Annotated in this window: 21 protein-coding genes and 2 pseudogenes; 20 read left to right on the top strand and 3 right to left on the bottom strand. The window is 50.0% G+C overall.

Annotated features, from left to right (window positions below):
• The first annotated feature begins 147 nt into the window (after window positions 1-147).
• The 5 genes from BUB68_RS09495 to BUB68_RS09475 all read left to right on the top strand — a co-directional run bounded on the left by BUB68_RS09495 (window position 148) and on the right by BUB68_RS09475 (window position 5,664).
• Window positions 148-1,056: a LysR family transcriptional regulator gene (locus BUB68_RS09495; RefSeq protein ID WP_073090587.1), complete on the top strand. Its 909-nt coding sequence runs from the start codon at window positions 148-150 to the stop codon at window positions 1,054-1,056.
• Entirely contained in the window at window positions 1,057-1,644 is a 588-nt protein-coding gene (locus BUB68_RS09490) for a chromate transporter (protein ID WP_073090585.1), read from the top strand. It abuts the gene before it with no gap.
• A gap of 14 nt (window positions 1,645-1,658) precedes the next feature.
• Entirely contained in the window at window positions 1,659-2,231 is a 573-nt protein-coding gene (locus BUB68_RS09485) for a chromate transporter (RefSeq protein WP_073090582.1), read from the top strand.
• Window positions 2,232-2,422: 191 nt separating this feature from the next.
• Window positions 2,423-4,075 (top strand): FAD-dependent oxidoreductase, encoded by a 1,653-nt coding sequence (locus BUB68_RS09480; RefSeq protein ID WP_073090579.1) that lies wholly within the window; start codon window positions 2,423-2,425, stop codon window positions 4,073-4,075.
• A gap of 236 nt (window positions 4,076-4,311) precedes the next feature.
• Entirely contained in the window at window positions 4,312-5,664 is a 1,353-nt protein-coding gene (locus BUB68_RS09475) for an MATE family efflux transporter (protein WP_073090577.1), read from the top strand.
• A 77-nt stretch (window positions 5,665-5,741) separates the two neighbouring features.
• Here BUB68_RS09475 and BUB68_RS09470 read toward each other — a convergent pair whose 3' ends face one another.
• From BUB68_RS09470 to BUB68_RS09460, 3 genes and pseudogenes are all read right to left on the bottom strand, one after another.
• Window positions 5,742-6,587, bottom strand: a complete 846-nt coding sequence (locus tag BUB68_RS09470) for an alpha/beta hydrolase (RefSeq protein ID WP_073090574.1) — start codon at window positions 6,585-6,587, stop codon at window positions 5,742-5,744.
• Window positions 6,588-6,603: 16 nt separating this feature from the next.
• Window positions 6,604-6,810, bottom strand: a pseudogene (locus tag BUB68_RS09465) (phenolic acid decarboxylase); the annotation flags it as partial.
• 257 nt (window positions 6,811-7,067) lie between these two features.
• Window positions 7,068-7,439, bottom strand: coding sequence for a MerR family transcriptional regulator (locus tag BUB68_RS09460; protein WP_073090572.1), 372 nt, complete (start codon window positions 7,437-7,439; stop codon window positions 7,068-7,070).
• Window positions 7,440-7,630: 191 nt separating this feature from the next.
• Here BUB68_RS09460 and BUB68_RS09455 point away from each other — a divergent pair, with 191 nt between their 5' ends.
• The 15 genes and pseudogenes from BUB68_RS09455 to BUB68_RS09385 all read left to right on the top strand — a co-directional run.
• Window positions 7,631-9,379 (top strand): 1-deoxy-D-xylulose-5-phosphate synthase, encoded by a 1,749-nt coding sequence (locus BUB68_RS09455; protein ID WP_073090569.1) that lies wholly within the window; start codon window positions 7,631-7,633, stop codon window positions 9,377-9,379.
• 177 nt (window positions 9,380-9,556) lie between these two features.
• Complete coding sequence (locus BUB68_RS09450; RefSeq protein WP_073090567.1) at window positions 9,557-10,192, top strand: TetR/AcrR family transcriptional regulator; 636 nt, start codon at window positions 9,557-9,559, stop codon at window positions 10,190-10,192.
• Window positions 10,193-10,231: 39 nt separating this feature from the next.
• On the top strand, window positions 10,232-10,789 hold the full coding sequence (locus tag BUB68_RS09445; RefSeq protein WP_073090565.1) for a flavodoxin family protein: 558 nt from the start codon (window positions 10,232-10,234) through the stop codon (window positions 10,787-10,789).
• Window positions 10,790-10,830: 41 nt separating this feature from the next.
• A complete protein-coding gene (locus BUB68_RS09440; RefSeq protein ID WP_073090562.1) occupies window positions 10,831-11,892 on the top strand; it encodes an amidohydrolase family protein in 1,062 nt (353 codons plus the stop codon).
• Window positions 11,893-12,004: 112 nt separating this feature from the next.
• The gene (locus tag BUB68_RS09435; protein WP_073090561.1) at window positions 12,005-12,955 is read left to right on the top strand and encodes an aldo/keto reductase; all 951 of its coding nucleotides are present in this window, start codon (window positions 12,005-12,007) and stop codon (window positions 12,953-12,955) included.
• 15 nt (window positions 12,956-12,970) lie between these two features.
• Window positions 12,971-13,273 (top strand): YciI family protein, encoded by a 303-nt coding sequence (locus tag BUB68_RS09430; RefSeq protein WP_073090558.1) that lies wholly within the window; start codon window positions 12,971-12,973, stop codon window positions 13,271-13,273.
• 36 nt (window positions 13,274-13,309) lie between these two features.
• Window positions 13,310-13,795 carry an acyl-CoA thioesterase gene (locus BUB68_RS09425; RefSeq protein WP_073090555.1) on the top strand — a complete coding sequence of 162 codons (486 nt, stop codon included), beginning with the start codon at window positions 13,310-13,312 and terminating at the stop codon, window positions 13,793-13,795.
• A gap of 44 nt (window positions 13,796-13,839) precedes the next feature.
• A complete protein-coding gene (locus BUB68_RS09420; protein WP_073090552.1) occupies window positions 13,840-14,829 on the top strand; it encodes an alpha/beta hydrolase in 990 nt (329 codons plus the stop codon).
• 35 nt (window positions 14,830-14,864) lie between these two features.
• Entirely contained in the window at window positions 14,865-15,908 is a 1,044-nt protein-coding gene (locus tag BUB68_RS09415; protein WP_073090549.1) for an aldo/keto reductase, read from the top strand.
• 27 nt (window positions 15,909-15,935) lie between these two features.
• Complete coding sequence (locus BUB68_RS09410) at window positions 15,936-16,121, top strand: twin-arginine translocation signal domain-containing protein (protein WP_073090546.1); 186 nt, start codon at window positions 15,936-15,938, stop codon at window positions 16,119-16,121.
• Window positions 16,122-16,545: 424 nt separating this feature from the next.
• Entirely contained in the window at window positions 16,546-17,376 is an 831-nt protein-coding gene (locus BUB68_RS09405; RefSeq protein WP_218587690.1) for a carboxymuconolactone decarboxylase family protein, read from the top strand.
• Between the two features lie 20 nt (window positions 17,377-17,396).
• Window positions 17,397-18,077 (top strand): flavodoxin family protein, encoded by a 681-nt coding sequence (locus BUB68_RS09400; protein ID WP_081371945.1) that lies wholly within the window; start codon window positions 17,397-17,399, stop codon window positions 18,075-18,077.
• Window positions 18,078-18,160: 83 nt separating this feature from the next.
• Window positions 18,161-18,787, top strand: a complete 627-nt coding sequence (locus tag BUB68_RS09395) for a flavodoxin (RefSeq protein ID WP_073090543.1) — start codon at window positions 18,161-18,163, stop codon at window positions 18,785-18,787.
• Between the two features lie 56 nt (window positions 18,788-18,843).
• Window positions 18,844-19,977, top strand: coding sequence for a DUF362 domain-containing protein (locus BUB68_RS09390; RefSeq protein ID WP_073090540.1), 1,134 nt, complete (start codon window positions 18,844-18,846; stop codon window positions 19,975-19,977).
• Between the two features lie 198 nt (window positions 19,978-20,175).
• Window positions 20,176-20,454, top strand: a pseudogene (locus tag BUB68_RS09385) (transposase); the annotation flags it as partial.

The raw sequence follows: 20,454 nt of genomic DNA, 5'->3' as shown, positions 1-20,454 counted from the left end.
TTTCAAGGGCTTGCTTAAGGGGATTTTTGACTTATTTGCAGAAAGACTTGCAAAATGCAGGTAGTAGCGGTATGATATAGCAAGTACATATAAAAAAAATATTAAAGACGGTAACGTATATAAAAAAAATATAAAGGAGGAAATACCTTGGACTTAAAGCAGTTGCATTATTTCATGACCATTGTCAAGGAACAGCAGATTACCGCAGCCGCCAAGAAATTGAATATGACTCAGCCGCCGTTATCCCATCAGATGAAGCTGCTGGAAAAGGAACTCGATACCCAGCTGTTCAAGCGCGGTTCGCAGTACATCGAGCTTACGGAGGCAGGCCGCCTGCTGGCGCGGCGGGCACAGCAGCTTCTGGATATGGCAGAGACCACAGTACGCGAGATAGATGAGCTTAGCCAAAGCCTGCAGGGAACGTTGTCCATCGGGACGATATCGTCCTCCGGCAGCATCCTGTTGAGCCCAGGCATGCAGAAATTCCATCGGGAGTATCAAGGCGTTCATTTTGAAATACATGATGCCAATACGTATCAGCTGATTGAGGAGCTGGAGAAGGGCATCATTGAAATCGGCATTGTGCGCACGCCCTTCAATACCAGTCCCTTCAACTGCCAGTTCCTGAATACGGAACCCATGGTGGCGGTCATGACGGCGGATTTGGACTGGTGCCCCCAGCAGGAGAAAATTACCGTGACAGAACTAAACAAGCGCCCGCTGATTATTTATCGGCGCTTCCAGCAATTATTGCAGGAGGTCTTTGACCAAAAGCAGATAGAACCGGAGATATACTGCCGCAATGATGATGCCCGCACCACCATCCTCTGGGCCAATGCGGGCCTGGGGATTGGCATCGCGCCGCTTTCAGCAGTGGATTTGGCGGCCCATGACCAGCTGCATATCAAGATTATTGATGAGCCAGCCTTGGAAACCCATATTGCGGCGGTTTGGCGGAAGAACACGAGTCTTTCCCGCATCGGCAAAGAATTTTTGACTGCCCTTTGCGGTCTGGAAGTTGCAGCAGATGCAGCGATGAATCAGGAGGGAAAATAAATGTCCAATGAAGAAATGAAATCTGTGGCAGCAGCTTGTCCCAACTTTTATTGGAAACTCTTCCAATCCACTTTTCTCATCAGTGCCTTTACGGTCGGCGGCGGCTTTGTGATCATTCCGCTGTTGCGGGCAAAATATGTGGATGAATATGGCTGGCTCAATGATAAAGAAACCTTGAATCTGGTATCTATTGCCCAGTCCATGCCCGGTGTGGTAGCCGTCAATGCTTCTATCATCTTAGGCTATCGTATGGCGGGGATTCCCGGCGCATTGACGGCTTTAGCGGCCACCATCCTGCCGCCCCTTATCACCTTGTCCGCCATTTCCTGTGCCTATGACTGGTTTGCCAGCAATCCCTATGTGCGCTATGCCCTGAAGGGAATGCAGTGTGGGGCTACAGCGCTGATTGTCAATGTGGCCATCGACCTGCTGCAGAAGCAGTGGTGGAAGAAACTCATTTGGCCACTGGCAATCATTGCGGGTACTTTTGTGGCCAATTTCTTTTTTGGTATCAACATCATGCTGCTGGTCGTGATTGACGGCATTCTGGGCTTGATGTTCCTGCGCGGTGCGGAGTATGGGAAATAAGGAGGGAGAGGCATATGATTTATTTGACATTGTTTTGGGAATTTGCCAAAGTCGGCATTTTCTGCGTAGGGGGTGGTTATGCCTCGATGCCGCTGATTCAGGCCGCGGTGGTGGATTCTTATCATTGGATGAGCCTGGGGGAATTCGTGGATATTTTCACCATTTCCCAGATGACGCCGGGGCCGATTGGCATTAACGCTGCTACCTTTGCCGGTATGAAGATTGCCGGAATTCCCGGTGCCGTCTGTGCTACGGTGGGTTTCTGCACGCCGTCCTTTATCCTGGGCATCGTTCTGGCGAATCTCTTTTTCAAATACGGCGATATCGGCCCCATCCGCGGCATCCTCAACGGCCTGCGTCCCGCTGTGGTGGCCCTGATTGCCGCCGCAGGTATCAGTTTCGTGGTGCTGGCTCTCTGGAATACGGAAACCCTGCCCGAAGACCTGACCACCATTGATCCCTTGGGGGTAATCATCCTGCTGGCCTCAATCGTGGCTGTGCGCAGGAAAATCGGCGTGATAAAGCTATTGGCTGGCACGGGCATAGCCGGTTTAGTGCTGGGCATAATCCAGCAGACTATGCATTGATATGTACACGAGAAAACACTAAAAGCGGCCGTATAAGCAGTACGGCCGCTTTTAGGCTGCGCAGTATATTTCAGAGTATAATGATATGATCTATTATACTGAGCAAAGTGATTGAATCACGAACTTTTGCTCGGTAAATTGCTATAATCATAACAACTTCGAGAAATTGATATTCGTTTGGAGGTATGATTATGGCAAAATATATCGTGGTTGGTGGCGTGGCAGGCGGTGCTACGGCAGCTGCCCGTCTGCGGCGGCTGGACGAAGGGGCAGAAATCATTCTGGTGGAGCGTGGCGGCGATATTTCCTTTGCCAATTGCGGCCTGCCCTATTATGTAGGGGGCGTTATTCCCCGACAGGAAGATTTGCTGGTAATGACGCCGGCCAAATTCTGCGGGTTGTTTCACGTAGATGTGCGGGTGCAGAGTGAAGTCATAAAGGTGGATACGGCAGCCCGTCAGGTAACCATTCGCCACGGCGAGGAAGAATATCCGGAAAGCTATGATGCCTTGCTGCTGTCCCCTGGTGCCCAGCCCCTGCGGCCGCCGATTCCGGGCATTGACCATGAACGCATTGTAACCCTGCGCAATGTACCGGATGCTGCGGTCTTGAAGAAGCTGGCCGGGGATTATCCCCAGGGGCGTGCCGTGGTGGTCGGCGGCGGTTTCATCGGCGTGGAAGCGGCGGAGAATCTGCAGGCTCAGGGCCTGTCCGTGACATTGGTGGAAGCAGCACCCCATATTCTGGCTCCCTTTGATACGGATATGTCAGCCCTGGCAGAAGCTGAACTGCGCCAGAACGGCGTGAAGCTGCTGTTGGAGCAGGGTGTACAGGAATTCCTTCATCATGAGGATGGCACCATTGGCGTTAAAAGTCCTCAGGAAGTGCTGACGGCTGATTTTGTGGTGCTGGCCATCGGCGTGCGCCCGGATACGGCATTCCTGCAGGATAGCGGCATCGAGCTGGGGGAAAGGGGGCATATTTTAGTGGATGAATATATGCAGACCAGCGCCCCGGCAGTCTTTGCCGTAGGTGATGCGGTGATGACCTTTGACGGCCTGACGGGAAAGAAGGCGGCGCTGCCTTTGGCTGGTCCCGCCAATCGTCAGGGACGGCTGGCCGCTGACAATATTGCCGGCAAAAAACGCAAGTATGCCGGCGTGGTGGGGAGTTCTGTGCTCAAGGTCTTTTCTTTGACTGCTGCCGCTACCGGCAAAAACGAGCGGGCCTTGCAGCAGGCGGGGCTTGTTTATGGCAAGGACTATCGTTATACCATCACTTATCCCAATGACCATGCGTCCTATTATCCCCAGGCGGAGCCCTTCGCCCTTAAAGTGCTGTTCAGCCTGCAGGATGGCAAGGTCCTTGGTGCCCAGGCAATTGGCAAAAAGGGCGTGGATAAGCGGATTGATGTGTTGGCTTCTGTTTTGCGTTTAGGCGGCACGGTGTATGATTTGGAAGATTTGGAGCTTGCCTATGCGCCGCCCTTCTCTTCAGCCAAAGACCCGGTGAATATGGCCGGATACTATGGCGATAACATCCTGCAGGGCCTGACCAATCCCCTGTTGCCGGCGGAACTGGCGGCAGAACAGAAACGGGGGGCCTTGATCATCGATGTGCGTCCGCCGGAAATGTTTGCGGCAGGCCATGTAGAGGGAGCAATCAATATACCGGCGGCAAAAATGCGGGAACAGCTGGATAAGCTGGATAAAAAACGGCCCCTGGTGGTCATCTGCAAAATTGGCATGAACGGATATTTCATGGAACGTATGCTGAAGCAGTCAGGCTTTGAGGTGCGCAATATGATGGGTGGTTTCACCTATCTGCAGGGAATCTTGCCCTGACAAAAACGTTTCAAAAGTTTTACCCCAAACGACAACAAAGAGGATTGACAGGTCAATGCTTTGCTGTTAATATACTAATCAACATATTGGTCACCGGAGGACAGAGTGCCGTAGCACGGGGGATAGCAGGATTTCCTGCAGGCCGCCTGTCGGATAAGGTGTCGGGTGAGCCCGGATTCTGTATTAAATGCAGAACCCGGGCCTTTTTGTATGCCCGGGCTGCTGAAGGAGATTGTATGCATTCAGAAATCTTTTCGAAAATGCCGCCGACGCGGCTGTTCTTTCACTGTGCCCTGCCAGCTATGGCGACATCCCTGGCGGGAGGGCTCTATGCCATAGTGGATGGCATCTTTGTGGGACGCTATCTGGGCGCTGAGGCTTTGGCGGCCGTCAATATCGTCATGCCGCTGATCATGATTGTGGAAGCCCTGGCCAACATGGTGGCAGTGGGGACTTTTGTACATATTGCCACCTTGCTGGGGGAAGGAAATCGGCAGGAAGCTTCCCGGGCCTTTTCTTTCTCGGTAAAGTTTATCCTGCTCTTTTCCACCATAACTGCCCTTATGGGCTTTGCCTCGGCAGAAATGCTGGCCGCATGGCTAGCCCCGGGAGCAGAGGGAGAGACCTTGCGTCTGGCGGCAGATTATCTGAAGATCTACGCCCTGTTTGGCCCACTGATTCCCATTTACTTTGCCACGGATAACTATTTGCGGGATTGTGGCTGTCCCAAACTGAGCATGGGCATCAATATACTCACCCAGGTGCTGAATATCGTTTTGGACTTCCTGTTTATTGCCGTGTTGGGATGGGGCATTGAAGGCGCAGCTCTGGCAAGCTGTATCTCCATTGCGTCGGGATCAATCATTACCTTGGCACTCTTTGGCGGTCGGCGGCTGGATGTCTATTACACCTGGGAGAATATTCCGGTGAGCCGTTTCCTGCGGATACTGGCCAACGGCTCCAGTGAGTTTTTGACCAGCATTTCCTCGGCCGTCATGGGTTTGATGCTGAATTTTTTCCTGCTCAAATACGGTGGGACTTCAGCGGTGGCCGCCTTTGCCATCGTCATGTATGTGGACAGCATCATCGGTATGTTGAACTTCGGTCTTTGTGACTCATTGCAGCCTGCTTTGAGTTATTGTCATGGGGCAGGGGAAAAGGCACGGCTCAAGGCCATTTTCCGCCGCATCCTTTGGGCCTCGTTCGTTATGGCAGTGGCCACGTTCTTCTTTTTGGAATTGGCCGGGCCGTATATGGCAGGACTTTTCAGCCAAAGTGAGGACGGAGAGCTGATGCAGTTCAGCAAAGATGCCTTGACCATCTTTGCTTTTTCCTATCTGGCGGGGTGGATGGACCTGTGCTTCTCGTCATATTTCACGGCCTTGGACATGCCGGGGCGTTCCCTGCTGCTGTCCTTCGTGGGCACGCTGGTTTTGCCTGCCGCATTACTGTTCCTGCTGGCCCCTGTCTATGGCTTGCTGGGAATCTGGCTGATGCCGCCGATAGCCAGCTTCTTCAGCGGAATCTTGGCCCTGTTTCTCTATCGGAACAGCCAGTCTGATTGGGGCAGAAAATTGCTGACCAGTTAGTCCTGAGAAAATGGTGTTTTATTAATATTTATTTTTGCATGATATAAAGGGTATCTGAATAGGTATCCATTGTAGTGTTATTTTTTTAGTTGTGTAACAAAGTAGTCAGTTACTGCTTGGCAAGCACCTTTGATATCATGGGTAAAGCCATGGTCTTCTCCGGGAACAAGCTTTAGCTGACCATTGAAATAAATTCTGTGATACCGCTGGCTGTAAGTGTAGGGGACGATGACATCCCCAGTGCCGTGAATCATGAAGGCAGGCCCCTGGTATCTGACTGCTGTTTCGTAGATTGGGAGCGTTTGGGCGGTCAGAACATAATTTTTGCCTAGTTGAAGGTTGTTATAGAGAGGAATAGTTTCTGGGAGATTATTAGCGTCATAATGAGCATTCATACAAATTCCGCGAATGGCATCATCTCGCAGTACAGCTGCTGGTGCCATCAGAGCCAGACTTTTGACTTTTTCGGTGCCAAGAATACCCGCAGTCATGCTGGCCACCACGCCGCCTTGGGAATGGCCTGCCAGGGAAATGGAGGTCACATGGGGGAGTTTGGCAGCGTAATCATAAACCTTTTTAGCATCCTCGATTTCATTGAGTACCGTCATGTCCTGGAAGAGGCCTTCACTTTTGCCATGGCCGTTAAAGTCAAAACGGAGGCTGGCAATGCCATTCTTTTCTAAGTTATTGGCAAGCGTATGTATCAGCTCCGTATCCTTGTTAGAAGTAAAACCATGGCAGACAATCACCAGTGGGTAATCCTTTGCTCCATCAGGAGTCTGAAGTATAGCGGAAAGTTTACCATGGTCACCTTGAATGCTCAAATCCTTGCTTTGGGCAAGGCTGACTCCCGTGCCTATGGTCATCAGCCCCATGGTTAACAGTGAAGCGGTAATAAGTTTTCTCAACTGAAAAAGTTTCATGCTCTTACCTCCAATATTATTTTTTCAGGCGGTTGTAGCTGGTATCAAAGTAGCGGCCTTCACGAATATCATTGGTCATTCCGTCATAAGGAGCTTCGGCGATAACATCTTCATTGTCAAGTCCGGTCTTGTCGATATAGGTGATTTTGGCAAACTCAGGCACTAAATACTTAGGATAATTCTCGTATTTCTCCCGAGATTCCTGCATAAGGTCGATATGTTCATTTTGGAAGCTTCTCTGATTTTACGTCAGGCAATTAACAGGGAGAAGCAGCGGCTTCAATGGTTGCGTGATGAGCAGGCCAAACTCCCGAAATAGTTAGATATGCTGTGCCATGGGCAATGGCGGTGAGGAAATCAAGGCTTCAGCAAAAGAAGTAAAAATCTGATTTGATGGTCTGGCTTTTGAGTGATGCAAAAAGAAAAATGGTGCTAACTTTGCGGTTGGCACCATTTTTCTGCATTTTGGGGATATGGGAATTAAGATTTGAGTTTTTCCGAACACTTGAGAATTTCATCGTAATGGGTAATCTTGTAATCCAGCCGCTCAATGGTGGTTTGCAAGGTTTCCAGCTGTTCCTGCAGGCGGGCACGCTGCTCTACTAAAATATCCTTGCGGGCTGCCTCGGTACCTTCCTGGAAGAATAGGGCAACGTAGTCGATAAGGGCTTCTACCTGCACCCCGGCGCCGCGCATGCACTTGACAAATTCCACCCAGCCGCAGGAGGCCTCGTCAAAATCCCGGATGCCGTTTTCCTTGCGGGGGACATGGGGGATAAGGCCAATCCGTTCATAGTAACGGATTGTGTCAGCGGACAAATCGTATTTCTCACTTACTTCTTTGATGGTCATCTATCTCACCTCACTTTGGGGAAACTCATATCATGCTTTAAGTTTAACACTTGGAGTTCGCTCTAAGTCAAGAACATTTTACAAAATTTTTTTTACAAAAGGCTATTGACTTGAAGTTTGCTCCAAGGTATAGACTTACAATCATCAGCTGAAATTTTGAAGTTTGTAAGATAGAGCAAAGGAGCAAGTTTATGTATTTAGAGAAAGTCAATGGCCCCCCGGATATCAAAGGTTTTTCGGCAGAGCAGCGTAAGGTGCTGGCTCGCGAAATGCGGGATGCCATGCTGAAAAGAGCAAGTATCCATGGCGGCCACTTCGGCCCGGATTTTGGTATTGTGGAGGCTACTATCGCCCTGCATACGGTCTTTGATTCACCGAAGGACAAGTTTGTCTTTGATATTTCCCATCAGGCCTATCCTCATAAGATGCTGACAGGCCGTAAGGATGCCTATCTCTATGAGGAGCATTATGACGATGTGTCGGGTTATACCAACCCCGAGGAAAGCGCGCATGATATGTTCAATGTGGGACATACCTCCACTTCCATCAGTCTGGCAACGGGACTGGCCAAGGCACGTGACCTCAAGGGCGACAAGGAAAACATCATTGCCATTATCGGTGATGGTTCCATGAGTGGCGGCGAAGCCTTGGAAGGGATGGATACTGCCGGGGAAATGAAGTCCAATCTGATTATTATGTTCAACGATAATGACCAGAGCATTGCCGAGGTGCATGGCGGCATGTATAAGGACTTCAAGGAGCTGAGGGATACCAACGGCCAGTCGGAACGTAACCTGTTCAAGGCTATGGGGCTTGATTATCGCTTCGTGGCCGATGGCAATGATGTCGAGGCGATGATTGCGGCTCTGGAGGAAGTCAAGGATATCGATCATCCTGTGGTGTTGCATATCGTTACCAAAAAAGGAAAAGGCTATAAGTTTGCCGAAGAGAATAAGGAAGAATGGCATTGGCATATGCCTTTTGATATTGAAACGGGCGAAGTAAAACAGCCCCTGGTTGATCCCTATGCCGAGCAGACGGCAGAAACCTTCCTGCGGCTGGCCAAGGAAGATAAGAATTTCATTGCCATCTCTGCAGCTACTCCGGCCAGCATGGGGCTTATGCAAGCTCGTCGAGAGGAGCTTGGAGAACACTACATTGACGTGGGCATTGCTGAGGAGCAGGCTGTGGCCATGGCTTCCGGGCTGGCACGCAATGGCGCTCATCCCGTATTTGGCGATTATGCTTCCTTCTTCCAGCGCACTTATGACCAGCTGGCGCAGGATGTCTGTGTCAACAACAGCCCCGCAACCTTCCTGGTGTTCTGGGCCTCCATGTACGGCATGAACGATGTGACGCACCTGGGTTTCTATGATATTCCCATGATGAGCAATATCCCGAACCTCGTGTATCTGGCACCGACTTCCCCGGAAGAATATCAGGCCATGCTGGATTGGGCCATCCCCCAGGATAAATATCCCGTGGCTATCCGCGTTCCTCATGCCATGGTGGGCAGCTCCCAGCGTCCGGTGCGCAAGTCTTATGACGAACTCAATCGGTACGAAGTGGTGAAGGAAGGCAGCCATGTAGCCCTACTCGGCTTGGGCAATTTTTACAATCTGGCGGAAGAAACTGCGGCTGAACTCAAAGAACAGGGTATCGAGGCCACGCTGATCAATCCGCTGTTTATCACCGGGCAGGATAAGGAACTGCTGGAAAAATTGAGGGAGAACCATGAACTGGTGGCAACCTTGGAAGATGGCGTGTTGGATGGCGGTTTCGGCGAAAAGATTGCCCACTTCTACGGCGCAGACAAAATGAAGGTATTGAACTTTGGTTTGGCGAAGAAGTTCTATGATCGCTATGACTATAATGCCCTGGCTAAAGAAAACCACCTTACGGCAGAGCAGATTGCAGAGGATATTCTGGCTAAATTGTAAGGATATCCAACGCAGGTGGCAAAAGCTGTGTGAAAGCCTGTGATAACGATTTTTGACCAGTCAATTGACTGGTCAAATTTTTTACAAAATATATTGACATAGTGTCATTATAATCTTATAATACAAAGTGTCAATAAAAGTTACATTGTGTCATTTTACTGCGACGGAGGAATATATATGCCAAAGATATCAGAAGAAGAGATGCTGGCACGGCGGGAAAGTATTGTCGATGCCTGTGCAAAACTGTATGAGACGATGAGTTTCAAGGACATCACCCTGAAGGAAGTTGGGAAGGTCACGACCTTCAACCGCACTGCCATCTACAATTATTTCAACACCAAGGAGGAAATCTTCCTGGCGCTGATGCAGCGGGAGTATGAATTATGGGTGGCAGATCTGGAGGGCATGATGGCAGCGCATGATACTATGAGCCGGGAAGAACTGGCCTCTGCGCTGGCACATTCATTGGAGAAACGGCAGCGTCTGCTGAAACTTCTGTCCATGAATCACTTTGATATGGAGGAGAACAGCCGTCATGAGAATCTGGTAGAATTCAAGAAAGCTTATGGTGCTTCCATCAAGGCGGTGCATCGTTGTCTGGAGAAGTATTGTCCGGAGATGAGCGAGGAGGAAAAGACAAGCTTCCTTTATGCCTATTTTCCCTTTATGTATGGCATCTACCCCTATGTGATGGTTACCGACAAGCAGCGGCAGGCCATGGAAGAAGCCGATGTGGGGTTTCGTTACTATACGATTTACGAGATTACCTACAACTGCCTGCGCAAGCTGCTAGGCGTCGAGAAGAGCGTGTAAGATGGACCAAATCCGTTGAATGTGTAAGGAGGAACGAAGATGAAAGTTTTGGTAATGCATGGCAGCAAGCGCAAGAATGGCAATACGGGGCTGCTGGCTGGTGAGTTTATCCGTGGTGCCGAGGAGGCTGGCCATCAGGTAGAGCGGGTGGAACTGGGCGATATGAAGTTCGGTGACTGTCTGGGCTGTATGGCTTGCTGGAAGAATCCGGGTAAGTGTGTGCAGAAGGATGATATGACAGTGGTACTGGAAAAATTTGGGCAGGCGGATGCAATTGTGTTTGCTTCTCCCATGTATTTCTTTTCCTGGACCAGTCTGATGAAGCGTGGCATCGATAGACTGTATCCTTATATGACCATTGCCAAGGATAAGACCTTTTACCTTATCACGGCAGGGGGCGTGCCGGAAGAAAAGCTTTTTGACAATATGCTGCAGGATTTCCAGAAATATGTGGAATGTTTCAATATGCATGGCGGCGTGAATAACCGCAATGGCGGTCATATTCTAGGCAAGGGCACACTAGCTCCGGGCAGCGTTCAGGAAAGTGCTGCCATGCAGGAAGCCTATGAGATGGGGAAGAATCTCGGCAAAAACTAAAGGCTGAAGCCGGTTTTTCATGTTTTAGGAGCTATAGGATAATGAAAAGACGCGATTTCTTGAAAGTAAGCGCCTTGGGCGCATTGGCACTCTTGGGCACAGGTGGCGGTCTGCTCGAAACGGCTGCTGCCTCGCCGCAGGAGGTAAGGCTTCCACGTGGGCGCAAGATTGATATGCATGCCCATGCCATGCTGCCAAGTTATTTGGAAGGGCTGAAGGAACTGGGCATAGACGCAGCCCTAGAGGAAGGCTATCCCTTACCCAAGTGGTCGGAGGAAGCGCATCTGGCCTTCATGTCAGAGGCGGGAATTGACTATACGGTGCTGTCGCAAGCCACGCCGCATATTTACAATGGGGACGAAAAACTGTCCTGCAAGGTGGCACGGCGGATAAATGTGGAAACAGCGGCATTATGTCAAAATTATCCGGACAAATTCGGTTTTGCAGCGGCTCTGCCCTTCCCAGCCATTGATGGTTCCATCGAGGAAATAGCTTACGCTATGGATGAATTAGGAGCCATCGGCGTGAAGGTGCCCAGCAATGCCCAGGGAATCTATCTGGGGGATGAACGCTGGGAGAAAATCTTTGCCGAGCTTGACCGCCGCAAGGCGCTGGTCATCGTCCATCCCAGTCCCGCCCCGCAGCTACCAAGGCAGGGGACGGTAACGGGCAGGGTTATGGCGCTCTACGAGTATCCGGCAGATACCACCAGAGCGATGCTGAATCTGCTCGCCAGCGGCATGCTGGAACGCTATCCCCGGATAAAACTGGTAGTGCCCCATTGCGGCTCTTTCCTGCCCTATATGAAACAGCGGGCGAAGGCCATGTTTGCCATGCTCGCCGGGATGAAGATGATGGAGCCGGTGGATATGGAAAAAAGCATGGGCAATCTCTATTTTGACCTGGCCGGAGATCCCATGCCCGATGCGCTGGATATGCTATTGAAAATCACGGATCAGGAGCATATCCTGTATGGCAGTGATTATCCCTATGTACCAGCACCGGTGCTGCTCCAGAAGAAAGCGGCTTTGGACAGGGAACTTGCCCAGCGTGAATGGCTGGAACAGATATATTGTCAAAATTCGCAAAAGCTGATTTCTTAATAGCGAAAATTTTTTTACTTTTAATATTGACATGGTGTCATTTAGAGAATATAATACAATCATCAAATAAAAGTTACACGGTGTCATTTAAAGCGCGAGAGGAGCATATACAATGAGTGAGAAGAAAATGCCGAAAATAGCTTTGGGGGCCTGGTCCTGGGGTTCTGGTGCAGTTGGCGGTGATCAGGTGTTTGGCAATCATCTGGAAAAGGAAGATTTGCAGCCGATTTTTGACGCGGCCATGCAGAACGGGCTGAACCTTTGGGATACGGCCACGGTTTATGGCATGGGGGCTTCGGAGGATATTCTGGGCAGCTTCGTGCGTCAGGTCAAGGCTGAGGATGTCATTATCTCCACCAAGTTCACTCCGCAGATTGCGGGGATGTATGGAGATTCTATGGCAAAGATGGCAGAGGCAAGCTGCCAGCGTCTGGGTATTGATGTGATTGACATTTACTGGATCCACAATCCCATGGATGTGGATCGCTGGACACCGGAGCTTATTTCCCTGCTGAAAGCTGGCAAGGTTAAGCAGGTGGGCGTGTCCAATCATGATCTGTCCCAGATTAAGCGGGCCAATGAAATCCTACAGGCAGAGGGCTTCAAGGTTTCTGCGGTGCAGAACCATTTCAGCCTGCTCAATCGTTCCTCAGAGCGGGCAGGAATCCTGAAATATTGCAAGGAAAATGATATCAAGTTCTTTGCCTATATGGTATTGGAACAGGGCGCGCTTTCCGGCAAGTACGATACAAAACATCCCTTCCCCGCAGGTTCTGACCGTGCCAAGAGTTATAATCCCATTTTGGCACAGCTGGAAGACCTTACGGCGGAGATGGCAAAAATCGGTGAAGCGCATGGCCTCAGCGTGGCACAGGTTGGCACGGCCTGGGCAATCTCCAAGGGGGTACTGCCCATTATCGGCGTGACTAAGGTACGCCATGTGGAAGACGCGGCCAAAGCTGCTAGCGTAACGCTTACCGCAGAAGAAATTTCCCGTTTGGAAGAACTGGCGGACAAGACCAATGTATCTACGATTCGTGAATGGGAAAAGAAAATGGACTGATAGGGGGATAATGTTATGTTTATCATCAATCAGACACTTAAAGCAGACAAAATCCCTGCAGGTAAGGGGGAAGAACTCTTTAAGCAGCATATGGCATGGTTTACCAAGCATTTTGACGCAGGAAATTTTATTCTGGTCGGACCTTATACCGATAAGGAAATGGCCGGCATTATGATTTCTCCGTCTGAATCCAAAGAAGCGGTGGAGAAGATTCTGCAGGAAGATGTGTATTATGCAGGTGGCCTCGCTGACTATGAAGTTCGGTCTTTCACCGCAGGCAAGATAGCAGCAAATTTTGCTGAATTTGCAGGTAAGTAAGGCATTATAAGCGGTGTTTACGCGAATGGAGAGTTTATGTCGAATAAGATTTATTTGAGTGAAGTGATGATGCCCAGCCAGACGAACCCCAATGGCAATGTTCATGGAGGCGAATTGATGAAGATGATGGATTCCACGGCATATGCTGCGGCCCGCAAGTACAGCCGCTCTAATGTGGTCACGGCCCGGGTGGATGAGCTGGAATTTCATATCCCGATACTCATTGGTGATTTAGTGACCTGCACGGCCGAGGTCATCTATGTAGGTCACACCTCCATGGAAGTCGCGGTCAATGTGGAAGTGGAAGTGCTGGAGGCTGACCAGGGACCGCAGCATGCGCTGTCCGCGTATTTCACCATGGTGGCATTAGACCGCAATGGCCGTCCCATGGCCGTACCGCCGTTGGAACTTGAAACCGAAGAAGAAAAGGCAGCTTTTGAGGCTGCTAAAAAACGCCATGAGCTTTACCATCAGCGAAAAAAACAGCGGGAAGAAGCGGCTGCGCGTGTGATTGGCAAATGAAATAATACTCGACTTGAAGTTCATAAGACAGGAGGATGGCAGGAATGAAATGCAGAGTGGGAAAATTTTTGGCGGCAGGAATTTTAGGCTTTAGTCTGACTTTGAGCAGTTTTACCGCATGGGCGGCACCGGCCTGGACATTGCCGGAAAGCGGACTGAAATTGGATGATGCGGCTAAGCAGGCGCATGTGGCAGCCATGATGGAGTCGCTCAAACATCCAAAAGGAAAGCCCGCACCCTATGAAGCTCCGGATGGCTGGTCTTATGAAACATATGATGCAGGTAATGTGACCATGGAAAAGCTGGTCAATCCTGCGGCTGGCACGGACAGGATTATTTTCCATCTGCATGGCGGCGGCTATATTCTGCCACAGGACAATAATCACCGTCAAATGACGGAAAAGCATGGTATATTGGCCAACGCTCGGGAAATGTATCTGGTGGATTACCGCATTGCCCCGCAGCATACTTATCCTGCTGCTTTGGAGGATGCAGTAGCCGCCTATAAGGATTTGCTGGCCAGCGGCAAAGATGCCAGCAGAATAATCGTTACCGGTGATTCGGCAGGCGGCAATCTGGCTTTGGCATTGTCCTTGTATCTGAAAGAAAACAAACTGCCCCAGCCTGCCATGCTGATCCTGATTTCCCCGTGGACAACGCTGGAAACGAATCTGCCTTCCCGTAAGTATAATGCCAGCAAGGATTTGATTTTGGGCAGTAATAATCCCATTATGTATGGGGAAGTGAAGAACCCTTCCTATGGCAAGGGTTATAAAGCAAAAAATCCCCTGCTGTCTCCACTGAATGCGGACCTGTCCAGCCTTCCCCCAATGCTGATTCAGGTTGGCAGTTATGAACTGTTCTTTGATGAAGGTATTGACCTGGGTAAAAAAGCCTCTATGCAGGGCGTAGATGTAACCATGACGGTTTACCCAGGGATGTCCCATGATTTTGCCCTGCTCCTGCCGGAACTGCAGGATAGCGTGGATTCCTTTGTGGAAATCCGTGATTTTATCAACCGGCATATGAAATGATGATGATGGATTTAATGACGAGATGGTGAGAATGCATGAAATATACACAATTAGGTAATTCTGATTTACAGGTGTCCCGTATTTGCCTGGGCTGTATGGGCTTTGGCAATGCTGCTACGGGCCAGCACAGCTGGACGGTCGACGAAGCGGATACGCGTGAGATTGTAAAGCATGCGCTGGATGAGGGCATAAATTTCTTTGACACGGCTATTGCTTATCAAAATGGTACCAGCGAAGAATATTTAGGCAGGGCGCTGAAGGATTATGCCAAGCGGGAGGATGTGGTGGTGGCCACGAAATTCCTGCCCCGCAGCCAGCAGGAAATCGAAAAGGGCGTGACTGGTCAGGATCATATCCAGAGACAGTTGGACCTTAGCTTGCAGCATCTGGGCATGGATTATGTGGACCTCTATATCTATCATATGTGGGATTATCAGACGCCTATCTATGATATTCTGGATGGTATGACGCAAATGGTCAAGGCAGGCAAGGTTCGTTATATCGGTATCGCCAACTGCTATGCCTACCAGTTAGCCAAGGCTAATGCGCTGGCAGAAAAAGAAGGTTTTGCGAAGTTCGTATCGGTGCAGAATCATTACAATCTGCTGTTCCGGGAGGAAGAGCGGGAAATGAGCAAACTTTGTGCCGAGGATAATATTGCCATGACGCCATACAGCGCGCTGGCCAGCGGCCGCCTTTCCCGCAGGCCGGGAGAAATTTCCCGGCGCTTGCAGGAAGACAGTTATGCCAAGCTCAAATATGATGGCACGGCTGATACGGATGAAAAGATAATCCTGCGGGTGGCAGAACTAGCCGAAAAATATCAGGTATCCATGACAGAGATTTCTCTGGCCTGGCTGCTCACAAAAGTCACCGCTCCCATAGCTGGTGCCACGAAACTGTATCATATTGACGGTGCGGTAAAGGCGGTGGAGCTTGACTTGTCAGATGAGGATCTTGCCTATCTGGAAGAACTCTATATCCCTCACAAGCTGGTGGGCGTGATGGCGCAAAACACCCGCAGCGGCAATAAAAAAGAGCAGGTTTGGATGAAGAATGCACCCAAGGGTATGCAGTAATAGTGCTTTTTACAGGCAGGTGTGTGTATGAACAGGCGGGAGTTTTTGAAAGTCAGTGGCATGGGGGCGGTAACCTTCTTTTTGACAGGCTGCGACAAATGCGGCATGGATGGCCCTTGCATTTTCAAGGATGCGATTGAAAATACCTTGAAGCAACGTACAAATTATTTTTGCGGCAAACGGAAAATATGTTTATCAGTGCCCATGAAGTAGATAATCTCCCGACCAAAATCATCCTCTCTACCAAGGGACTGAAAGTATCATAAATGAAAATTTTGAGAAGGTTATTGTTATACGAGGAGAACGCAATGTTTATCATCAATCAGACACTTAAAGTAGACAAGATTCCCGCAGGAAGATGTGTATTATGCAGATGGCCTCGCTGACTATGAAGTCCGGTCTTTCACCGCAGGCAAGGTAGCAGCAAATTTTGCTGAATTTGCAGGCCGGTGAAATCCGCTAAGCCCTCTGTCGCGAAAGGTTCAGACCGCGTGAGACAGAGGTTTTTTTAAATAATGCTTGACCTGAAGTTCACTTCAAGTGTTAAGGTAGAAATAACCGGATATCATCGGATAGGAAGGAGAGTCGCGTGAAGGGAAAGAAAATCTTGGCCGCAGCAATAGCTGCAGGCATGATCATGACAAATTTTACATTTATGGAGGCAGCTATGGCACAGACGAAAAAAGCAGTAAAGATTACACAGACCGCAGGCAGAACGCAATTAGGGGAATTTGCCCCGGATTTTGCCCGCTATAATGATGATATTCTCTTTGGAGAGGTATGGTCAAAAAATGATGTCCTGTCCCTGCATGACCGCAGCATCGTGACGGTTTCGGCATTGGTGGCCAGCGGCATGACGGACAGCTCTTTGAAATATCATCTGCAGTCGGCGAAGAAAAACGGCGTTACCCGTGAGGAAATGGCTGAGGTCATCACCCAGCTGGGGTTCTATGCGGGCTGGCCCAAGGCTTGGGCGGCGTTCAATCTGGCCAAGGAAGTCTATAACGAGCCAGCTACCAAGAATACAGAGACCAAAGGAAACAATCATATGGATTTGGAAACCATCAAAGAAACCAGTCTGTTCCCCGTTGGCGGTGAAAATGTCAACTATGCCCAGTATTTTGACGGCAAAAGCTATCTCCATATGGTTTCTCTTGACCAGGTAGTGATTGGCAATGTGACCTTTGAGCCGGGCTGCCGCAACCATTGGCATATCCATCATGCCGACAAAGGCGGCGGGCAGATGCTGCTGGTCACTGCCGGCCGTGGCTGGTATCAGGAATGGGGCAAGCCTGCTCAGGAATTGAAGGTGGGAGATGTCGTGCATATCCCCGCAGGTGTCAAGCACTGGCATGGCGCCGCCAAGGACTCCGCCTTCCAGCATATTGCCATCGAGGTGCCGGGGGAAAATACTTCCAATGAGTGGTGTGAGCCGGTGGAGGAAAAGGAGTATAACAAGCTGCCCTGAAAATAAAAGGATTGATGTGTATGAACAGACGAGAGTTTTTGAAAGTCAGCGGCATGGGGGCGGTAACCTTCTTTTTGACCGGCTGCGGCCTGTCAGCCCTGACCGGCGATGAGTCAAAAGCAAATGTGGTCCCGGAAAAGGGCAGCGTATCAGGAGGTGCGAATATGAAAATTGTGGTAATCACCAGCAGTCCCCATCCGAAAAATGAATCAACATCCATTTATCTAGCTGACCGGTTTACGGATGGAGCCAGAAGTGCCGGCCATGAGGTCTTTACCTTTGATGCAGCCAATGAGGAAACGCACCCTTGCCGTGGCTGCGACAAATGCGGCATGGACGGCCCGTGCATTTTCAAGGATGCCATTGAAAACACACTGATGCCCAAGATGCTGGAGGCAGATTTAATCGTGCTGACCACACCGCTGTATTACTTTGGCATGTCGGCGCAGTTAAAGACGATTGTTGACCGCTTCTATTCCCGCACGGGCAAGCTGCATGGCAAGAAATCCATCATGATGGCCACGGCCTACAACAGTGCCGATTGGACGATGGAAGCATTGGTCAATCATTATAACACGCTGGTACGCTACATGGAATGGCAGGATGTTGGTCAGGTGATGGCCACGGGCTGCGGCGCCCGCTCCCTGGTGGAAAAATCCCAGTTTGCCGATATTGCCTACAAAATCGGAGCGAATCTCTAAAAAGGCTTGACTTAGAGTTGGCTTTAAGTGATAGAGTTTAACCATAAATGTTGATGTGAGCTGACCGGAAAGGAGCAAAACGCATGAAGAAATTATGGATTGCCTGCTTGTCCATGCTGATGGTACTGGGGCTGATGGGCTGCGGCACGGATAATGGCAAGGCCGAGGAAAAGACACCGCCAGCTAAAACGGTGGCTCAGGCGGCTAATACTGATGCTGCGGCAGCAGGAGATAAGATCTTAGTCGCTTATTTTTCCGCGACAGGCAATACGAAGCAGCTGGCGGAGAATACCGCCAAGGCCCTGGGCGCAGATTTGTATGAAATTCGGCCGGAATCCCCCTATACGGCCGAAGACCTGAATTACAATGATGAAACGACCAGGGCCACGGTAGAGCAGAAAAATGATGGCTTCCGCCCCTCCTTAGCGGACAAGAATGCCCCCATTGCCAGTTACAAGACCATCATCCTGGCCTATCCCATCTGGTGGGCCCAGGCTCCCCGCATCATGGATACCTTCGTGGAAAGCTATGACTTTACGGGCAAGAATATGACGGCTGTCTGCACCTCCGGCGGCAGTGATATCGGCAGCAGTGCAGATTACCTGGCCAGGATTACCAAAGGCAAGGCCAATTGGAAACCGGGCAAGTTATTCAGCCCGCAGGCCGGCGCCGATGAAATCAAAGCCTGGTACAATGGCTTAGGCTTCTAAATTGCATATCATCAAGAAATTTATGAGCAGTATAGATTGGCTGGGGGGATTGTGTAATGAAGGAAAAAATGACCCGCAGGAATTTTGTAAAGCTGGCAGGTATGGCTGTTGCTATAGCCGCTTTGCCAGGGTGTGCGACCTTTGCCGCTGACGAAAAAGGTGCAGGCGCAAATGAGCCGCTGGAAAAGGCGAAAGTCGCTGGTACCGGCGGGGAGCACTATCTTCCCTATAGTGGGCGGCAAGGGGCAGAGTCGGTGGTTTATTTTACCCGCGACCTGTCGGCGGCCGGACTGCTGAAAATCTATGACAAGGTGAAGGACAAGCTGGGCGGCAAGGTGGCCGTCAAACTGCACACGGGTGAACCCCATGGCCCCAATATTATTCCCCGTCCATGGGTGAAAGATTTGCTGCAGAACCGCCTGCCGGAGGGCACCATCATCGAAACCAACACCTATTATGGCGGTGGCCGCGATACCACCGAGAAACACCGGGAGACACTGAAGACCAATGGCTGGACGGATTTCACCACGGTGGATATCATTGATGCAGAAGGCACGGCCATGCTGCCGGTGCCAAATGGCAAGTGGTTCACAGAGATGTCCGTGGGCAAGGATATGCTGAAGTACGACTCGCTTTTGACCTTGACGCATTTCAAAGGGCATGCTATGGGCGGTTTTGGCGGCTCCAATAAAAATCTCGGCATTGGCTGTGCGGATGGAAAAATCGGTAAGAAGATGATTCATGCCGGAGAAAGCGGTTCCCAGTGGGGTGTGACTAATGAGGAGTTCATGGAGCGCATGACTGAATCCACTCAGGCAACGGTCACGCATTTCAAGGACAAGATTGCCTTCATCAATGTGATGCGCAATATGAGTGTGGATTGTGACTGCGCCGGTACCTCGGCTCAGCCTGTCGTCACGCCGGATATTGGCATTGTGGCCTCCCTGGATATCCTGGCTGCGGACCAGGCTTGTGTGGACTGTGTCTACGCCCTGCCGGAGGAAAGCAAGCATGATTTGGTGGAGCGCATGGAATCCCGTCATAGCATGCGCCAACTGACCTATATGAAGGAAATGGGCATGGGCAATGACCGCTATCAGCTGATTGACCTCGATAATGGCGACAAAGTGATCACGGCTGCCGAAGCCGTAAAGGATATCAAGGGAACCTGGGGAACAGGCCAAGCTTGACTCTTTCTATCAACAGTACCTCAAGTAAATAAACCCTAAGACAGCAGATTTTGACCGGTCAATTGACTGGTCAAAATTTTGCTCATAATACTGATATGGTGTCAATAATGCTGTGCAAAAAATAGCTTGACTTGAAGTGATAAACTAAAGTTGTAACACCAGTGACTAATAAAATATAATATCCTTGGAGGTTTTATTATGCCACAACATTACGACGAAACATTTAAAAAGCAGATTGTCCGCCTTCGGCTTGAAGAAGGCCGATCTATAAGAAGCATCATTGAAGAGTATGGAGTGTCAAAAGCCAGCATTATCAACTGGTGCAACGAATTTCGCGAAGAATGCCAGAACAATCCTGAAAGCCAGAATGAATACGACTCCATGAAAGAAATACGTAAGCTCAGAAAGGAAATGGAAGAACTTAGAAAGGAGAATCTTTTCCTAAAAAAAGCAGCGGCATTCTTTGCAAAGGAAATC

Source organism: Pseudoselenomonas ruminantium, assembly GCF_900142515.1.
Classification (GTDB): domain Bacteria; phylum Bacillota; class Negativicutes; order Selenomonadales; family Selenomonadaceae; genus Selenomonas_A; species Selenomonas_A ruminantium_D.
Note: the sequence above shows the minus strand (reverse complement) of the source record. Positions and strands in the feature narration are given on the sequence as shown.